The sequence below is a fragment of the Streptomyces olindensis genome (assembly GCF_040645895.1).
Taxonomy (GTDB): Bacteria; Actinomycetota; Actinomycetes; order Streptomycetales; family Streptomycetaceae; genus Streptomyces; species Streptomyces olindensis.
On record NZ_JBEYZD010000112.1, the window covers coordinates 1 to 17,213 of the forward strand.

Consider the following 17,213-nt stretch of genomic DNA (forward strand, 5'->3'; position numbering starts at 1 on the left):
ATGACCCTGGTCGGCGGCCCGCGCGTCATCTTCCTCGACGAGCCCACCACCGGCCTGGACCCCCGCTCCCGCCACACCATGTGGCAGATCATCCGAGAGCTGGTCACCGGCGGGGTGACCGTCTTCCTCACCACCCAGTACCTGGAGGAAGCCGACCAGCTCGCCGACCGCATCGCCGTCCTGCACGACGGGAAGATCGCCGCCGAGGGCACCGCCGAGGAGCTCAAGCGGATCGTCCCCGGCGGACACGTCAGGCTCCGCTTCACCGACCCCGCCGCCTACCGGACCGCCGCCACCGCCCTGCGCGAAGCCACCCGCGACGACGACGCCCTCGCCCTGCACCTCCCCAGCGACGGCAGCCAGCGCGAACTGCGCTCCCTGCTCGACTGGCTCGACGCCGCCGGCATCGAAGCCGACGAACTCACCCTGCACACCCCCGACCTCGACGACGTCTTCTTCGCCCTCACCGGCGGCACCGGCGTCCCCGACCAGCCCAAGGAGACCGCCCGATGAGCACACCCCCGGCACCCGCCCGCCCGGCCCGGTTCTCCCTCGCCGTGCGCGACTCCTCCACCATGCTGCGCCGCAACCTGCTGCACGCCCGGCGCTACCCGTCCCTCACACTGAACCTGCTGCTCACACCGATCATGCTGTTGCTGCTGTTCGTCTACATCTTCGGCGACACCATGAGCGCGGGCATCGGCGGCGGGGACCGCTCCGACTACATCGCCTACATCGTCCCCGGCCTGCTGCTGATGACCATCGGCAGCACCACGATCGGCACCGCGGTCTCCGTCTCCAACGACATGACCGAGGGCATCATCGCCCGTTTCCGCACGATGGCGATCCACCGCCCCTCGGTGCTCGTCGGACACGTCGTCGGCAGTGTGCTCCAGTCGGTCATGAGCGTGGTCCTCGTCGGCGCCGTCGGCGTGGCCATCGGCTTCCGCTCCACCGACGCCACCGTCCTCGAGTGGCTGGCGGCGTTCGGACTGCTGGTGCTCTTCGCCCTGGCGCTCACCTGGATCGCGGTCGGCATGGGTCTGTCCAGCCCGAACGCCGAGGCGGCCAGCAACAACGCGATGCCGCTGATCCTGCTGCCGCTGCTGTCCAGCGCCTTCGTCCCGGTCGACACGATGCCGGGCTGGTTCCGGCCGATCGCTGAGTACCAGCCCTTCACCCCGGCCATCGAAACCCTGCGGGGCCTGCTGCTCGGCACCGGGATCGGCCACAACGGATGGCTGGCCGCGGCCTGGTGCGTGGGGCTGGCCGTGCTCGGCTACTTCTGGTCGACCTCCAAGTTCAACAGCGACCAGAAGTAACCGCCATGCCGCACGAACCGCTCCCCGCCCGAGGGCGGCGCACCCCGACACCACGTCGGCGTACGCCGCCCCGCCGGCGTTGTCGGCGAGATCACAGTCAGGGCGAGGGAAACGTCACAGCCGTGCCCTCTGCTGCTCCTTCGTGCTCGTGTCCTAGCATCCGAGCATGACGGTCCTGCCTGACGACGGGCTTGAGCTGGCCGGCGAGTTCCCTGACGTTCCCCATGAGCAGTGGCAGCGCCTTGTGGCGGGTGTGCTGCGCAAATCGGGCAAGGACGTCGAGGGGGCCGAGGCCGAGGAAGCCCTGTCCACCGCGTTGGAGGACGGGTTGCGCACCCGGCCCCTCTACACCGCGCGCGATGCCTCACCCGAGCCCGGTCTGCCGGGGTTCGCGCCCTTTGTGCGCGGCGGCCGCGCCGAGGGGAACACGGTAGGCGGCTGGGACGTACGGCAGCGGCACACGACGGCCGACCGCGACACGGTCCTCGCGGACCTGGAGAACGGTGTCACCTCCCTCTGGCTGACGGTCGGGGACGGCGGCATCCCGGTCGCGGAGCTCGGCCGGGTCCTCGACGGTGTCTACCTCGACCTGGCCCCCGTCGCCCTCGACGCGGGACGTGAAACCGAGGCCGCCGCGCGGGAGTTGCTGCGGCTGCACGAGGAGCGCGGTGTCGCCCGGGACGCGGCGCGCGGCAACCTGGGCGCGGATCCCCTCGGGTACGAGGCCCGGACCGGGCAGCGGGGTGACGTCGCGCCGGCCACGGAGCTGGCGCGGCTGTGCGCCGCGGAGTACCCGGGGCTGCGGGCGCTGACGGTGGACGCGCTGCCGTACCACGAGGCCGGTGGCTCGGCCGCCCAGGAGCTGGGTGCCTCGCTGGCCACCGCGGTGGCGTATCTGCGGGAGCTGACCGGGGCGGGCCTGAGCATCGAACAGGCCTGTGCGCAACTGGAGTTCCGGTACGCGGCGACCGCCGACCAGTTCCTGACGATCGCCAAGCTGCGGGCGGCGCGCCGGCTGTGGGCGCGGGTGGCCGAGGTCTGCGGCGCCCCGCGCGCCGGAGCGCAGACGCAGCACGTCGTCACCTCGCCGGTGATGATGACGCGCCGTGACCCGTGGGTGAACATGCTGCGCACCACCATCGCCACGCTCGCCGCCGGGGCGGGCGGGGCCGACGCGGTGACCGTGCTGCCCTTCGACCACGCCCTCGGCCTGCCGGACGCGTTCGCGCGCCGTATCGCCCGCAACACCTCGACGATCCTCATCGAGGAGTCGCACCTGGCCCGGGTGATCGACCCGGCGGGCGGCTCCTGGTACGTGGAGCGGCTCACGGACGAACTCGCCCACGCGGGCTGGGAGTTCTTCCAGCGGATCGAGCGGCTCGGAGGCATGGCGGCCGCGCTGCGGTCCGGCGAGGTCGAGCGGGACCTCGCGGAGACCTGGCAGGCGCGGACCGCGAAGCTGGCCAAGCGGCGCGAACCCGTCACCGGCGTCAGCGAGTTCCCGTTCCTGGCGGAGAAGCCGGTCGTGCGTGAGAGCGCGCCGGAGCAGCCGTCCGGCGGGCTGCCGCGGGTGCGCCGGGACGAGGCCTTCGAGGCGCTGCGGGCCCGCTCGGACGCGCATCTCGCCGCGACCGGCTCCCGCCCCCGGATCTACCTCGCCGCGCTCGGCCCGGCCGCCGCGCACACCGCGCGCCTCACCTTCGCCTCGAACCTGTTCCAGGCGGGCGGCATCGAGCCGGTCGCCGAGGGTACGTTCGCGCAGAGCGGCGCGAGCGAGGCCGTGCTGTGCTCCAGCGACGCCCTGTACGAGGAGCAGGCGGCCGAGCAGGCCGCCGAATTGCGCGCGGAGGGTGCCTCGCACGTGTTCCTGGCCGGGCGGCCCGGGGAATACCCGGGTGTCGACGCGTACGTCTTCGCGGGCTGCGACGCCGTGGCCGTGCTGTCCGCGACCCTCGACCGCATGGGAGTGTCCCGATGACCGCCCCCCAAGGCATCCCCGACTTCTCCGGGATCGAGCTGGGCGTCCCGGCCGCCGACGGCAGCCCCGACGAGTGGCGCACGGCCGTCAAGAACGCCTCCGGCGGGGACGACCTGCTGTGGGAGACCCCGGAGGGCATCGCGGTCAAGCCGCTGTACACGGGCCGTGACCTGGAGGGCCTGGACTTCCTGGAGACGTACCCGGGCGCGGCGCCGTACCTGCGCGGCCCGTACCCGACGATGTACGTCAACCAGCCCTGGACGATCCGCCAGTACGCGGGCTTCTCCACGGCCGAGGAGTCCAACGCGTTCTACCGGCGCAACCTGGCGGCCGGGCAGAAGGGCCTGTCGGTCGCCTTCGACCTGCCCACGCACCGCGGCTACGACAGCGACCACCCGCGCGTGACCGGTGACGTCGGCATGGCGGGCGTGGCCATCGACTCGATCTACGACATGCGGCAGCTGTTCGACGGGATCCCGCTCGACAGGATGACCGTGTCGATGACGATGAACGGCGCCGTGCTGCCGGTGCTGGCGCTGTACATCGTGGCGGCGGAGGAGCAGGGCGTGCCGCCGGAGAAGCTGGCGGGGACCATCCAGAACGACATCCTCAAGGAGTTCATGGTCCGCAACACCTACATCTATCCGCCGAAGCCGTCGATGCGGATCATCTCCGACATCTTCGCCTTCACCTCGCAGCGGATGCCGCGCTACAACTCCATCTCCATCTCCGGCTACCACATCCAGGAGGCCGGGGCGACGGCCGATCTGGAGCTGGCGTACACGCTCGCGGACGGCGTGGAGTACATCCGGGCGGGCCGGGAGGCCGGGCTGGACGTGGACGCGTTCGCGCCGCGTCTTTCGTTCTTCTGGGCGATCGGCATGAACTTCTTCATGGAGGTCGCCAAGCTGCGCGCGGCGCGGCTGCTGTGGGCGAAGCTGGTGAAGCAGTTCGACCCGCAGAACGCCAAGTCGCTGTCCCTGCGCACGCATTCGCAGACCTCGGGCTGGTCGCTGACCGCGCAGGACGTGTTCAACAACGTCACGCGCACCTGCGTCGAGGCGATGGCGGCGACCCAGGGCCACACGCAGTCGCTGCACACCAACGCCCTCGACGAGGCGCTCGCCCTGCCGACCGACTTCTCGGCGCGCATCGCCCGCAACACCCAGCTGCTCCTCCAGCAGGAGTCCGGCACGACCCGGGTCATCGACCCGTGGGGCGGCAGCGCGTACGTGGAAAAGCTGACGTACGACCTCGCCCGCCGGGCGTGGCAGCACATCGAGGAGGTCGAGGCCGCGGGCGGCATGGCCAAGGCCATCGACGCGGGCATCCCCAAGCTGCGCATCGAAGAGGCCGCGGCCCGCACGCAGGCCCGCATCGACTCGGGCCGCCAGCCGGTGATCGGCGTCAACAAGTACCGGGTGGAGTCCGACGAGCAGATCGACGTGCTCAAGGTCGACAACTCCTCCGTGCGCGCCCAGCAGATCGAGAAGCTGCGCCGGCTGCGCGCGGAGCGCGACGAGACCGCCTGCCGGGACGCCCTGGACGCGCTGACCCGGGCCGCCGCCGGCGAGGGCAACCTGCTGGAGCTGGCCGTGCACGCGGCCCGCGCCAAGGCCACGGTCGGCGAGATCTCGGACGCCCTGGAGAAGGTCTACGGACGGCACGCCAGCCAGATCCGTACGATCACCGGCGTGTACCGCAACGAGACCGGAGACTCCCCGAGCGTGGACCGCACCCGCACCCTGGTGTCCGACTTCGAGGAGGCCGAGGGCCGCCGCCCGCGCATCCTGGTCGCCAAGATGGGCCAGGACGGCCACGACCGCGGCCAGAAGGTGATCGCCACCGCCTTCGCGGACCTCGGCTTCGACGTGGACGTCGGCCCGCTGTTCCAGACGCCCGCCGAGGTGGCCCGGCAGGCCGTCGAGGCGGACGTGCACATCGTCGGCGTCTCGTCGCTGGCGGCCGGTCACCTCACCCTCGTCCCGGCGCTGCGCGAGGCGCTGGCCGAGGAGGGCCGCGAGGACATCATGGTCGTGGTCGGCGGCGTGATCCCGCCGCAGGACGTGCCGACGCTGCTGGAGATGGGCGCCGCGGCCGTCTTCCCGCCCGGGACGGTGATCCCGGACGCGGCGTACGACCTGGTCAAGCGGCTGTCGGACGACCTCGGGCACGACCTGTGATCGATGCCGACGCGTATGTGAAGGGCGTGCTCGACGGGAAGCGGGCGATCGTCGCCCGGGCCATCACGCTCGTCGAGTCGACCCGGCCGCAGCACCGCGCGCTGGCCCAGGAGGTGCTGACCGCGCTGCTGCCGCACAGCGGCCGGGCCCGGCGGATCGGGATCAGCGGGGTGCCCGGCGTGGGCAAGTCGACGTTCATCGACGCGTTCGGCACGCTGCTGACCTCGCTCGGGCACCGGGTCGCGGTGCTGGCCGTCGACCCGTCCTCCAGCCGCACGGGCGGCTCCATCCTGGGCGACAAGACCCGGATGGAGCGACTGGCGGTGGACCCGGCGGCGTTCGTACGGCCCTCCCCCACGGCGGGGACGCTCGGCGGGGTCGCCAAGGCCACCCGCGAGTCGATCGTGGTGATGGAGGCGGCCGGTTACGACGTGGTCCTCGTCGAGACGGTCGGCGTCGGCCAGTCCGAGACGGCCGTCGCGAACATGGTCGACACCTTCCTGCTGCTCACCCTCGCCCGCACGGGCGACCAGCTCCAGGGCATCAAGAAGGGCGTGCTGGAGCTGGCCGACGTGATCGCCGTCAACAAGGCGGACGGGCCGCACGAACGCGACGCCCGGGCGGCCGCGCGGGAACTGGCGGGCGCGCTCAGGCTGATGCACGGCAAGGACGCGTTCTGGACGCCGCCGGTGCTGCACTGCAGCGCCCGCGAGTCGACCGGCCTGGACGCGGTTTGGGAGCGCCTGGAGCAGCACCGCACGCTGCTGGACTCCACGGGCCGGCTCGCCGCCAAGCGGCGTGACCAGCAGGTCGACTGGACGTGGAGCATGGTCCGCGACGAACTCCTCGGCCGGCTGCAGGCCGACCCGGCGGTGCGGGCCCTGGCGCCGGTGCTGGAGCAGCGGGTCCGGGAGGGCGAGCTGACCCCGACCCTGGCCGCCGAGCGGATCCTCGGCGCGCTGGGGAGTTCCGAGGCAGCGGACTCCTGACCGGCGGAAAGCCACGGCCCCGCCGCACCCCCGGCAGCAAGCGGAACGTCGATTTCGCATACCCCGCTTGCATGACTATGCAAAGTGATACATACTCTTTCTATGTCCAAGGTCCTCACCTCCCTGCCCGCCGGCGAACGCGTCGGCATCGCCTTCTCGGGCGGTCTCGACACCTCCGTCGCAGTCGCGTGGATGCGCGACAAGGGCGCCGTCCCCTGCACCTACACCGCCGACATCGGCCAGTACGACGAGCCCGACATCGCGTCGGTGCCCGGCCGGGCCAAGACCTACGGCGCGGAGATCGCACGCCTGGTCGACTGCCGAGCGGCGCTGGTCGAGGAGGGCCTGGCCGCGCTGACCTGCGGCGCGTTCCACATCCGCTCCGGCGGGCGGGCGTACTTCAACACCACCCCGCTGGGCCGCGCCGTCACCGGCACGCTCCTGGTGCGGGCGATGCTGGAGGACAACGTCCAGATCTGGGGCGACGGCTCGACCTTCAAGGGCAACGACATCGAGCGGTTCTACCGCTACGGCCTGCTCGCCAACCCGCACCTCAGGATCTACAAGCCCTGGCTGGACGCGGCCTTCGTCACCGAGCTCGGCGGCCGCAAGGAGATGTCGGAGTGGCTGCTCGCCCACGGCCTCCCCTACCGGGACAGCACGGAGAAGGCGTACTCCACCGACGCCAACATCTGGGGCGCCACCCACGAGGCCAAGACCCTGGAGCACCTGGACACCGGCATCGAGACGGTCGAGCCCATCATGGGCGTCAGGTTCTGGGACCCCGAGGTCGAGATCGCCACCGAGGACGTGACGATCGGCTTCGACCAGGGCCGCCCCGTGACGATCAACGGCAAGGAGTTCGCCTCCGCCGTCGACCTGGTCATGGAGGCCAACGCCATCGGCGGCCGGCACGGGCTCGGCATGTCCGACCAGATCGAGAACCGGATCATCGAGGCGAAGTCCCGCGGCATCTACGAGGCCCCGGGCATGGCCCTGCTGCACGCCGCGTACGAGCGGCTGGTCAACGCCATCCACAACGAGGACACCCTCGCCCAGTACCACACCGAGGGCCGGCGCCTCGGGCGGCTGATGTACGAGGGCCGCTGGCTGGACCCGCAGGCGCTGATGATCCGCGAGTCGCTGCAGCGCTGGGTCGGCGCGGCCGTCACCGGCGAGGTGACGCTGCGGCTGCGGCGCGGTGAGGACTACTCGATCCTCGACACGACCGGCCCGGCGTTCAGCTACCACCCGGACAAGCTGTCCATGGAGCGCACCGAGGACTCCGCGTTCGGCCCCGTGGACCGGATCGGCCAGCTGACCATGCGCAACCTGGACATCGCCGACTCGCGCGCCAAGCTGGAGCAGTACGCCGGCATCGGCCTGATCGGCACCGGCAGCCCCACCATCGGCGCCTCCCAGGCCGCCGCGACCGGGCTCATCGGCACCATGCCGGAGCTGCCCCAGGGCGGCGCCGAGGCCATCGCCTCCCGCGGCGAGGTCTCCGACCAGGACGCCTGGCTGGACCGCGCGGCGATGGAGTCGGGCACGGACTGACCGCACGGCGGGACACGCACAAGACAGGTGAAGGCCGGCTCGACGGTGTCGAGCCGGCCTTCACGCTGTCACCACCGGGTGGCTCAGCGGGACGTGCCCGCCATCTCCGGAACCGGTGCGTCCAGGGCGTCCAGGCCGCGCAGGATGTCCTCCACCCGCTGCTTGGCGTCGCCGAAGAGCATCTGGGTGTTCTCGCGGAAGAACAGCGGGTTCTGCACGCCCGCGTACCCGGCGGCCATGGACCGCTTGAAGACGACCACGTTCGCCGCCTCCCACACGTGCAGCACCGGCATGCCCGCGATGGGGCTGGAGGGGTTGTCCGTGGCGGCCGGGTTGACCGTGTCGTTGGCGCCGATGACCAGCACGACCGAGGTCGCGGCGAAGTCATCGTTGATCTCGTCCATCTCCAGGACGATGTCGTACGGCACGTTCGCCTCGGCGAGGAGCACGTTCATGTGCCCGGGCAGCCGGCCGGCGACCGGGTGGATGCCGAAGCGCACCTCGACGCCCCGCTCGCGCAGCTTCCGGGCGAGTTCGGCGACCGGGTACTGGGCCTGGGCGACGGCCATGCCGTAGCCGGGGGTGATGATCACCGAGGTGGCGTCGCGCAGGAGTTCCGCCGTCTCCTCGGCGCTGATCTCCCGGTGCTCGCCCTGCTCCCCCTCGTCGGCCGCGGCGGCGGGCGTGCCGAAGCCGCCGGCGATCACCGAGATGAACGAGCGGTTCATCGCCTTGCACATGATGTACGACAGGTAGGCACCGGAGGAGCCGACGAGCGCGCCGGTGACGATGAGCAGGTTGTTGGCGAGCAGGAAGCCCGAGGCGGCCGCCGCCCAGCCCGAGTAGCTGTTCAGCATGGAGACCACCACCGGCATGTCACCGCCGCCGATGGAGGCGACCAGGTGCGCGCCGAGGGCGAGGGCGATCACGGTGACCGCGATGACCAGGCCCATGTTCGGGCTCGCCACGAACGCGATGGTCAGCCCCACGAAGGCGACCAGCGCGCCGATGTTCAGGACGTGCTTGCCGGGCAGCGTGAGCGGGCGGGAGGCGATGCGCGCCGAGAGCTTCAGGTAGGCGACGACCGAGCCCGTGAAGGTGACGGCGCCGATGAACACGCCGATGAACACCTCGGCGTGGTGGATGCCGAGCAGCGAGCCGCTGAGCTCGGCGTCGACGTCGAGGTAGCCGTTCCAGCCGACGAAGGTGGCGGCCAGGCCGACGAGGCTGTGCATGATGGCGATCAGCTCGGGCATGCCGGTCATCTCGACGACCTTGGCCCGCCAGAGCCCGATGCCCGCGCCGACGGCGGTGGCGACGACGATCAGCACCAGCCCGGTGGCGGAGATGCTGCGGGAGGCGAGACCGACCGTGGCGGCCAGGGCGACGACCATGCCGGCGATGCCCCAGATGACCCCGGAGCGGGAGGTGCGGTGTTGCGAGAGGCCGGCGAGGCTGAGGATGAACAGCAGCGCGGCGACGACGTAGGCGGCCTGGGCGGCCGTGTCTGTGGTCATCCCTGATCAGCCCTTCGAGAACATGCCGAGCATGCGGCGGGTGACGGCGAATCCGCCGAAGATGTTGATGCTCGCCAGCAGGATCGCGGCGAACGACAGGACGGTGACGGCGGTGTTCCCGTGCCCGATCTGCAGCAGCGCGCCGACCACGACGATGCCGGAGATGGCGTTGGTGACCGACATCAGCGGGGTGTGCAGGGCGTGGTGCACGTTGCCGATGACGTAGAAGCCGATGACGATCGCCAGGACGAACACCGTGAAGTGGCCGAGGAGTTCGCTGGGTGAGAAGGCCGTCACCAGGAACAGCGCGAGCGCCCCGGCGGCGACCAGGGCGTAGGAGGACCAGGCCGGGCGGGCGGGCTTCGCCGGTGCCTCGGCGGAGGCCTGGGCCGGCTCCTTCGCGGCGGCCGGGGCGGGCGCCGCGGACACCTGGACGGGGGGCGGCGGCCAGGTCTTCTCGCCCTCGCGGACCACGGTGATCGAGCGCTGCACCACGTCGTCGAAGTCGAGGACGAGCCGGCCGTCCTTGCCGGGGGTGAGCAGCTTCATCAGGTTGACGATGTTGGTGCCGTACAGCTGCGAGGCCTGGGCGGGGAGCCGGCCGGGCAGGTCGGTGTAGCCGATGATCGTCACGTCGTTGTCGGTGACGACGGCCTTCCCGGCGACCGTGCCCTCGACGTTGCCGCCCTGCGCGGCGGCCATGTCGACGATGACGCTGCCGGGCTTCATGCGCGCCACGTCCTCGGCGGTGATGAGCCGCGGCGCGGGGCGGCCCGGGATGAGCGCGGTGGTGATGATGATGTCGACGTCGGCGGCCTGCTCGGCGTAGAGCCGCGCGGCGAGCCGGTTGTAGTCGTCGGAGGTGGCCTTGGCGTAGCCGTCGGTGCTCACCTCCTGCTCGGCGGAGACCGTGAGGAACTCGCCGCCCAGGGAGCGGACCTGCTCGGCGACCTCGGGCCGGGGGTCGGTGGCGCGGACCACGGCGCCGAGGCTGCGGGCCGCGCCGATGGCCGCGAGCCCGGCGACGCCCGCGCCGGCCACCAGGACCTTGGCGGGCGGCACCTTGCCGGCGGCGGTGACCTGCCCGGTGAAGAAGCGGCCGAAGGCGTGGGCGGCCTCGACCACGGCCCGGTAGCCGGCGATGTTCGCCATCGAGCTGAGGACGTCCAGGGACTGGGCGCGCGAGATGCGCGGCACGGCGTCCATGGCGAGCACCGTGATCGGCCGCCGGGCCAGCTCCTCGACCAGTTCCGGGTTGAGCGCGGGGCTGATCAGCGCGATCAGTGTCGCCCCGTCGCGCAGCCGGCCGATCTCCTCGGTGGAGGGCCCGTTGACCTTGAGCACGATCTCGGCCTGCCACGGGTCGCCGAGCCGCGCTCCCGCCTCCTCGTAGGCCGCGTCGGAGAAGCGGGACGAGGCCCCCGCTCCCGGTTCGACCACCACGTCGTACCCGAGTGCGGCAAGTCTCCCCACGGTGGCCGGCGTGGCCGCCACCCTGGTCTCGCCCGCAGTGGACTCGGCCGGTATGCCGATCCGCTGGGGTTCCGGTTCCGCTGGGACCATCGTCTGCCTCTCCCGTCGTTCGAGTGCCTGTTCTCCATCGGTGCCCGCATCCTGCACGCTCGACGCGGTATTGGCGGCGGGCCGTGGTCACATGGCCGAGGAGGTCGTCCTCACACCGCCGAGGGGTTGCCGGAGGAGGCACTCGCGGGTATGGGGCGGCGGCGCCCCGCCTGTCAGCGCGTGAACAGGTCGGTCGTGCGTTCCTGGATCTCCCGCGGGGTGAGGTCCTCGATCGTCTGCGAGATCATCCAGAGATGGCCGAAGGGATCGGCGAGACGGCCGCCGCGCTGCCCGTAGTGCTGGTCGGCGACGGGATACACCACCGTCGCCCCGCCGCGCAGCATGGCCTCGGCCACGGCGTCGGCGTCCGACACGTCCAGGGCCATGATCACGGGGCTGCCGCCGAGGGCGGGCGGCGCCGGATCGCCGTCGTCGGCGTCCTTGACCGCGATCACCGTGCCGCCGATCCGCAGCATCGCGTGCACGATCCTCCCCTCGGGGTCGGTGTACCGCTCGATCTCCTCCGCGCCGAGCGCGGCCCGGTAGAACTCGATCGCCCGGGGCCCGTCCGAGACCACGAGCCGGGCGTAGAGGCGGGTGATGGCTGGTGCGTCACTGGTGTGCGTCATGCCCCCACGGTGGCGCGTCCGGCGGGCCGGGGATTGTAGAAATCGGTCGGACGGGCGAGGAAGGTCACCCGCCGAGCGGCACGTGGTTGGCGTCGAGCGGCGAGCGGGGGGCGTAGGCGCCCGGGGTGATGCCCGCCAGCGCGCGGAACTCGTGGATCAGGTGCGCCTGGTCGTGGTAGCCGCAGTCCGCGGCGAGGGCCGCCCAGTCCGGCGCCCCCCGCCCGGCGTTCACGCGCCGCAGCAACCGCTGGAAGCGCCGGACGCGGGCGTACCGTTTGGGCGGGAGCCCCAGTTGCCCGGCGCAGCCGCGGGACAGGCGCCTGGAGGTCCAGCCGAGCCGGTCGGCGACCTCGCCCACGGGCGTGCCGCGGTCGAGCAGCGCCGCGGCGTGGCGGATCGCCGGGTCGGGTTCCAGGGGGCGCCGGGCCTGCCGCAGCAGGGTCCGTTGCAGCTCGCGCAGGCAGGCTTCGGGGCCGCCGGCGGCCCTGGCCGCGAGCAGCCGCTCGCGCAGCAGCGCGCCGTCCGTGCCCCACAGTTCGTCGAGGCCGACGAGCTGGTCGCGGACCGCCGAGACGGGGGTGGGGAGGAAGGGGTGGACGCCGGCCGGGCGGAACGCCACCCAGACGACGGCGCGCTGCTGCGCCGGGTCGATCAGGGCGGGCTCGCTGTACGGCCCCTGGACGGCCGCGCCCCCGGTACGCCGGTCCGCGCCTCTGAGCGGCGACGAGGACAGGGCGTCCTCGTCCAGGTTCACCAGGAGCTGCGCCCCGCCCGTCGGCAGGGCCAGCTCGGCGGAGTGCCCGAACCGCCCCTCCACGTAGCCCAGGGCACCGATCAGCGGCCCGAGCGCGGGCGCCGCCGGCCGGATCGTGAGGGCGTCGGGCCGCTCCTCGGCGAGGGCGCCCGGCGCAGCAGCCGGATCACCGGTCGCGGGACCGCCCGTGCGTGCCATGCGTCCAGCCTACGGCCGGGCTGCGACAGGTCGCCCGCGCGCGTGGTCTCCTTGCAGTCCGTGGGTGATCACGAGCCGAGGAGGAGACAGCGATGGAACCGGGCGCCGCCCTCGATCCGCTCGATCTGAAGCTGCTGCAGGCGCTCCAGCTGGACGGGCGGGCGCCGTTCAGCCGGATCGCGCAGGTGCTCGGCGTCTCCGACCAGACCGTGGCCCGGCGGTACCGGCGGCTGCGCACCCGGGCGGGGCTGAGGGTGCTCGGCGTGACCGACGAGAACCGCCTCGGCCGCAGCAGCTGGGTCGTGCGGCTGCGCTGCACCCCGGACGTGGCCGAGCAGTTGGCGGGCGCGCTCGCCCGGCGCCGGGACACCTCGTACGTCAGCCTGAACTCCGGCGGCACGGAGGTGATGTGCATGATGAAGCCGCGCAGCCGGGAGGCCCGCGACGAACTCCTCCTCGACCGGCTCCAGCGCACCCCGCGCGTCACATCGGTCAGCGCCCACTGCGTCCTGCACCCCTTCTACGGCGGTGCCCTGGGCTTGCTGAACAAGGCCGACGCCCTCTCCCCCGACGAGCAGGCGGCGTTGTGCCCGCCGCCCGTCGCGGCGCCCGCGGGCCCGGTCGCCCTGGACGCGGAGGACGAGTCGCTGATCGACGTCCTGCGGCAGGACGGCCGGGCCACGCTCACCGAGCTCCAGTCGGCCACCGGCCAGTCGGAGGCCGTGGTCAAGCGGCGCCTCGCGTGGCTGCGGTCGACCGGCGTGCTCTACTACCGCGTCCAGCACGACGCCGGTCTGCTCGGCCACGAGGTGGAGGCCGTGCTGTGGCTCACGGTGGCCCCGGCCTCCCTCGCCTCCGTCGGCCGCGTCCTCGCCGGGCACCCCCAGGTCCCCTTCGCCGCGGCCGTCACCGGCCAGGCCAACATCTTCGCCGCGAGCCTGCACCGCAGCGCCGGGGACCTGTACACCTACCTGAGCGAGCAGATCGGCGCGCTCGAAGGCGTCCAGTCCGTCGAGACGGCGCTGACCCTGCGCCGCATCAAACAGCTCTCCTACGAACCGAGACGCACGGCCTCCGCCTAGGCGGTGTCCAGGTCGTCCACCGCCAGCCACACCGCCTGGTCCGGCAGCAGTACGCCGTTCGAGAGGGGGCCGCTGGAGAGGAGGACGGCCGAGTGGCCGGGCAGTGCGTACGGCTCGGCCGAGAGGTTCACCACGCACGCGAAGCCCGGGTCCCGGCCGAAGGACAGGATGCCCTCCGGGGCGTCCCGCCAGGTCATGGTGCCGTCGCCGAGGGCGGCGTGGTCGCGGCGGATGCGCAGGGCCGTGCGGTACAGCTCCAGCATGGAGGCCGGGTCGCCCGTCTGGGCCTCGACGCTCAGCCCGGCCCAGTCGTCCGGCTGGGGCAGCCAGGGCGTGGCGTCGGCGGGGCCGAAGCCGTACGGGGGTGCCTGGCCGGACCAGGGGATCGGGACCCGGCAGCCGTCGCGGCCCCGGTCGGTGTGGCCGGAGCGTTCCCAGATCGGGTCCTGGAGGGCGGACTCGGGCAGGTCCTCGACCTCGGGCAGGCCGAGTTCCTCGCCCTGGTAGACGTAGGCGCCGCCGGGCAGGGCGAGCATCAGCAGGGCGGCGGCGCGGGCGCGGCGGGTGCCGAGCGCGAGGTCGAGCGGGCCCTCGGGTTCGTACCGGGCGTTGGCGAGCCAGCTCCGCGCGGCGCTGCGGCCGTAGCGGCTGGGGTGGCGCATCACGTCGTGGTTGGACAGGACCCAGGTGGCGGGTGCGCCCACCGCGCCGAGCATGGCGAGGGAGTCGTCGATGACGGCGCGCAGGTCCTTGGCGTCCCAGCCGCACATCAGGAAGTCGAAGTTGAAGGCGGTGTGCAGGCCGTCCCGGCGGACGTAGGCGGCGAGGCGTTCGGGGGTGTCCGCCCAGGCCTCGGCCACGAAGGAGCGGTCGCCGGGGAACTCGTCGGCGACCTTGCGCCAGGCGCGGTAGATCTCGTGCACCTCGTCCCGGTCCCAGTGCGGGTGGTCCAGGTGCCGGCGGGCCTCGTCGCGGCGGGTGAGCGGTCCCGCCACCGCCGGTTCCGCGCGGGGCGGGAGGTCGGGCAGCTCCGGGTGCTTGATCAGGCCGTGGGCGACGTCGATGCGGAAGCCGTCGACGCCCCGGCTAAACCAGAACCGCAGGATCGACTCGAACTCGGCCCGCACCTCGGGGTGCCGCCAGTCGAGGTCGGGCTGCTGGGGTGCGAAGAGGTGGAGGTACCACTCGCCGTCGGGCAGCCGGGTCCAGGCCGGGCCGCCGAAGCAGGAGACCCAGTCGTTCGGGGGCTGTGCCCCGTCGGGTCCGCGGCCGGGGCGGAAGACGTAGCGCGCGCGTTCGGGGCTGCCGGGTCCGGCCGCCAACGCGGCCTGGAACCAGGCGTGCTGGTCGGAGGTGTGGTTGGGCACGATGTCGGGGATGACGCGGATTCCGTGCGCGTGTGCTTCCTCGATGAGCCGCTCGGCGTCGGCGAGGGTCCCGAACAGCGGGTCGATGTCCCGGAAGTCGGCGACGTCGTAGCCGTGGTCGGCCATGGGCGACCGGTACCAGGGGTTGATCCAGACGGCGTCCACGCCGAGCGACTTCAGGTGGGGCAGGCGGGCGCGCAGGCCGGCGATGTCGCCGACGCCGTCGCCGTCGCCGTCGGCGAAGCTGCGGATGTAGACCTGGTAGATGACGGCACTGCGCCACCAGGGTGCGGGGCGGGGCATGTCACTCCTCGAAGAGGACGGGGGCGGTGGCTATTTGGCGGCGCCGGCGGTGAGGCCGGCGACGATCCGGCGCTGGAAGAGCAGCACCATGACCACCAGCGGGATGGTCACGACGACGCCCGCGGCCATCTGGCTGCCGAACGGCGTCTGGTAGGTGGTGGCGCCGGAGAACTTGGAGATGGCGACCGTCGCGGTCTGCATGCCGGGCTTGTTGGTCATCGACAGGGCGATGAGGAACTCGTTCCAGGCGGCGATGAACGTGATGATCGCGGTGGTGAAGATGCCCGGCGCGGCGAGCGGCACGATGACCTTGCGGAAGGCCTGGCCGCGGGTGCAGCCGTCGATCATGGCGGCCTGCTCCAGCTCGTCCGGCATCTGCCGGAAGAACGTGGTGAGGTTCCACACCGCCAGCGGCAGTGTGAAGGACATGCTGGGGACGATCATCGCCTGGTAGGTGTTGATCCAGCCGATGTCCGTGAACAGCTTCAGCAGCGGCACGACGATCGACACCACCGGGAACATCGAGGTGGCGATGATCAGGGTCAGGATCAGCCGCTTGAACCGGAACTCCAGCCGGGCCATCGCGTACGCGGTGAAGGTCGCCAGGAGCAGGGACAGCGCGGTGGTGACGCCCGCGACGATCAGGCTGTTGAGCAGCGCCCGGGTGAAGCCCTGGGCGGGGCTGAAGACCGAGCGGTAGTTCTCCAGGGACAGCGGGGAGGGCAGCAGCGAGGTGCTGAAGATGTCGCTGCTGCGGCGGAGGCTGGAGACCAGCATCCAGTAGAAGGGGGCGAGGCAGTAGGCCACCACCGCGGCGATGCCCAGATACGGCAGCCACTGCCGCCACTTGGCGGTGAGGGTCATGCCGTCACCTCCCGTGCCTTGCGCGGCCTGCTCTTTCTCGCGCCGCCCGCTTCTCCGATGAGGTCGGCGCCGAGCAGCCGGACGAAGGCGAGCGCGATGAGGAAGACGTAGAGGAAGAGCAGGACCGCGTAGGCCGAGGCCGGGCCGAAGCGGACGTTGGACGCCTCGTTCTGGGCGAGCATCGACAGGGTCTCCACGGAGCCCTTCTGCGCGCCGATGAGGATGTAGGGCAGGTCGAACATGCGCAGCGCGTCCAGGCAGCGGAACAGCACCGCCACCAGCAGCGCGGGTTTCACCAGCGGCAGGGTGATCCGCCAGAACTGCTGGCGGGCGCTCGCCCCGTCGAGCCGGGCGGCCTCGTAGACCTCCTTCGGGACGAGTTGGAGGCCGGCCAGGACGAGCAGTCCGATGAAGGGGGCGGTCTTCCACACGTCGGCGATGACGACCGCGATCTTCGCGGAGAAACCGTCGGCGGTCCACAGCACCTGGTGTCCGAGGAGGACGTTGGCGATGCCGTCCGCGTTGAAGATCCACTTCCAGAGCAGTCCGGAGATGGCCGTGGGGATCGCCCAGGGCACGAGGATGCTCGCCCGCACCAGGCCGCGGCCGCGGAACGCCTTGTGCATGATGAGCGCCATGGCCACGCCGATCACGGTCTCCAGCGACACGGTGACGACGGTGAAGAACGTGGTGTTCCAGAAGGCGTTCCAGAAGCGGTCGCCGGCCTGGGTGAAGATGTCGGTGTAGTTCTTCAGTCCGACGAACGGCTCGGTGGAGCTGATGAATCCGGTTTTGGGGTCCAGTCCCTTGGGTCGTCGCGGCCGGCTCCGGCATCACGCCCATGGTCTCCATCGCCGAGTCCGTCCTCGCCGCAGACTCCCGCTCGACGGTCACCCTCCTCTACGGC

Annotated in this window: 14 protein-coding genes and 1 pseudogene; 8 read left to right on the plus strand and 7 right to left on the minus strand. The window is 72.0% G+C overall.

Going from position 1 to position 17,213, the window contains the following annotated elements; all coding sequences use genetic code 11:
* From ABZ948_RS38635 to argG, 6 genes are all read left to right on the plus strand, one after another.
* Positions 1-513, plus strand: a 513-nt coding sequence (locus ABZ948_RS38635; protein ID WP_359767772.1) for a DrrA family ABC transporter ATP-binding protein, incomplete at its 5' end; no start/stop codon positions are given.
* Complete coding sequence (locus ABZ948_RS38640) at positions 510-1,322, plus strand: ABC transporter permease (protein ID WP_359767774.1); 813 nt, start codon at positions 510-512, stop codon at positions 1,320-1,322. The genes ABZ948_RS38635 and ABZ948_RS38640, both read left to right, overlap by 4 nt.
* Before the next feature lie 166 nt (positions 1,323-1,488).
* On the plus strand, positions 1,489-3,300 hold the full coding sequence (locus tag ABZ948_RS38645) for a methylmalonyl-CoA mutase family protein (protein ID WP_359767776.1): 1,812 nt from the start codon (positions 1,489-1,491) through the stop codon (positions 3,298-3,300).
* Complete coding sequence (gene scpA / locus ABZ948_RS38650; protein WP_359767778.1) at positions 3,297-5,483, plus strand: methylmalonyl-CoA mutase; 2,187 nt, start codon at positions 3,297-3,299, stop codon at positions 5,481-5,483. The genes ABZ948_RS38645 and scpA overlap by 4 nt, the downstream gene beginning before the upstream one ends.
* Positions 5,480-6,472 carry a methylmalonyl Co-A mutase-associated GTPase MeaB gene (gene meaB / locus ABZ948_RS38655; RefSeq protein ID WP_359767780.1) on the plus strand — a complete coding sequence of 331 codons (993 nt, stop codon included), beginning with the start codon at positions 5,480-5,482 and terminating at the stop codon, positions 6,470-6,472. The genes scpA and meaB overlap by 4 nt, the downstream gene beginning before the upstream one ends.
* A gap of 102 nt (positions 6,473-6,574) precedes the next feature.
* Positions 6,575-8,029 (plus strand): argininosuccinate synthase, encoded by a 1,455-nt coding sequence (argG, locus tag ABZ948_RS38660; protein WP_359767781.1) that lies wholly within the window; start codon positions 6,575-6,577, stop codon positions 8,027-8,029.
* Positions 8,030-8,112: 83 nt separating this feature from the next.
* On the opposite strand, the gene pntB is transcribed toward argG, so the two are convergent.
* The 4 genes from pntB to ABZ948_RS38680 form a co-directional block, all read right to left on the minus strand.
* Positions 8,113-9,546, minus strand: a complete 1,434-nt coding sequence (gene pntB, locus ABZ948_RS38665; protein WP_359767783.1) for a Re/Si-specific NAD(P)(+) transhydrogenase subunit beta — start codon at positions 9,544-9,546, stop codon at positions 8,113-8,115.
* Positions 9,547-9,552: 6 nt separating this feature from the next.
* Positions 9,553-11,109: a Re/Si-specific NAD(P)(+) transhydrogenase subunit alpha gene (locus ABZ948_RS38670; protein ID WP_359767785.1), complete on the minus strand. Its 1,557-nt coding sequence runs from the start codon at positions 11,107-11,109 to the stop codon at positions 9,553-9,555.
* Positions 11,110-11,282: 173 nt separating this feature from the next.
* Complete coding sequence (locus ABZ948_RS38675) at positions 11,283-11,738, minus strand: VOC family protein (protein WP_359767787.1); 456 nt, start codon at positions 11,736-11,738, stop codon at positions 11,283-11,285.
* A 64-nt stretch (positions 11,739-11,802) separates the two neighbouring features.
* Positions 11,803-12,690 (minus strand): helix-turn-helix domain-containing protein, encoded by an 888-nt coding sequence (locus tag ABZ948_RS38680; RefSeq protein WP_359767789.1) that lies wholly within the window; start codon positions 12,688-12,690, stop codon positions 11,803-11,805.
* A 92-nt stretch (positions 12,691-12,782) separates the two neighbouring features.
* On the opposite strand from ABZ948_RS38680, the gene ABZ948_RS38685 reads away from it, so the two are divergent.
* Positions 12,783-13,772: an Lrp/AsnC family transcriptional regulator gene (locus tag ABZ948_RS38685; protein WP_359767791.1), complete on the plus strand. Its 990-nt coding sequence runs from the start codon at positions 12,783-12,785 to the stop codon at positions 13,770-13,772.
* On the opposite strand, the gene ABZ948_RS38690 is transcribed toward ABZ948_RS38685, so the two are convergent.
* From ABZ948_RS38690 to ABZ948_RS38700, 3 genes are read right to left on the minus strand one after another with little or no spacing between them, the layout of a single operon-like run.
* Entirely contained in the window at positions 13,769-15,442 is a 1,674-nt protein-coding gene (locus ABZ948_RS38690) for a glycoside hydrolase family 13 protein (protein WP_359767793.1), read from the minus strand. The genes ABZ948_RS38685 and ABZ948_RS38690 overlap by 4 nt on opposite strands.
* A gap of 30 nt (positions 15,443-15,472) precedes the next feature.
* On the minus strand, positions 15,473-16,306 hold the full coding sequence (locus ABZ948_RS38695; protein ID WP_359767795.1) for a carbohydrate ABC transporter permease: 834 nt from the start codon (positions 16,304-16,306) through the stop codon (positions 15,473-15,475).
* The gene (locus ABZ948_RS38700) at positions 16,303-16,944 is read right to left on the minus strand and encodes a carbohydrate ABC transporter permease (protein ID WP_359767797.1); all 642 of its coding nucleotides are present in this window, start codon (positions 16,942-16,944) and stop codon (positions 16,303-16,305) included. The genes ABZ948_RS38695 and ABZ948_RS38700 overlap by 4 nt, the downstream gene beginning before the upstream one ends.
* 173 nt (positions 16,945-17,117) lie before the next feature.
* Here ABZ948_RS38700 and ABZ948_RS38705 point away from each other — a divergent pair.
* Positions 17,118-17,213: pseudogene (locus ABZ948_RS38705) on the plus strand (hypothetical protein); the annotation flags it as partial.

Bases quoted from the DNA above. Each gene is read 5' to 3' on its own strand.
- argG (WP_359767781.1), top strand. From the start codon at position 6,575: ATGTCCAAGGTCCTCACCTCCCTGCCCGCCGGCGAACGCGTCGGCATC.
- ABZ948_RS38680 (WP_359767789.1), bottom strand. From the start codon at position 12,690: ATGGCACGCACGGGCGGTCCCGCGACCGGTGATCCGGCTGCTGCGCCG.
- ABZ948_RS38640 (WP_359767774.1), top strand. From the start codon at position 510: ATGAGCACACCCCCGGCACCCGCCCGCCCGGCCCGGTTCTCCCTCGCC.
- ABZ948_RS38690 (WP_359767793.1), bottom strand. From the start codon at position 15,442: ATGCCCCGCCCCGCACCCTGGTGGCGCAGTGCCGTCATCTACCAGGTC.
- ABZ948_RS38700 (WP_359767797.1), bottom strand. From the start codon at position 16,944: ATGGCGCTCATCATGCACAAGGCGTTCCGCGGCCGCGGCCTGGTGCGG.
- ABZ948_RS38695 (WP_359767795.1), bottom strand. From the start codon at position 16,306: ATGACCCTCACCGCCAAGTGGCGGCAGTGGCTGCCGTATCTGGGCATC.
- ABZ948_RS38645 (WP_359767776.1), top strand. From the start codon at position 1,489: ATGACGGTCCTGCCTGACGACGGGCTTGAGCTGGCCGGCGAGTTCCCT.
- ABZ948_RS38670 (WP_359767785.1), bottom strand. From the start codon at position 11,109: ATGGTCCCAGCGGAACCGGAACCCCAGCGGATCGGCATACCGGCCGAG.
- ABZ948_RS38685 (WP_359767791.1), top strand. From the start codon at position 12,783: ATGGAACCGGGCGCCGCCCTCGATCCGCTCGATCTGAAGCTGCTGCAG.
- ABZ948_RS38675 (WP_359767787.1), bottom strand. From the start codon at position 11,738: ATGACGCACACCAGTGACGCACCAGCCATCACCCGCCTCTACGCCCGG.
- pntB (WP_359767783.1), bottom strand. From the start codon at position 9,546: ATGACCACAGACACGGCCGCCCAGGCCGCCTACGTCGTCGCCGCGCTG.
- scpA (WP_359767778.1), top strand. From the start codon at position 3,297: ATGACCGCCCCCCAAGGCATCCCCGACTTCTCCGGGATCGAGCTGGGC.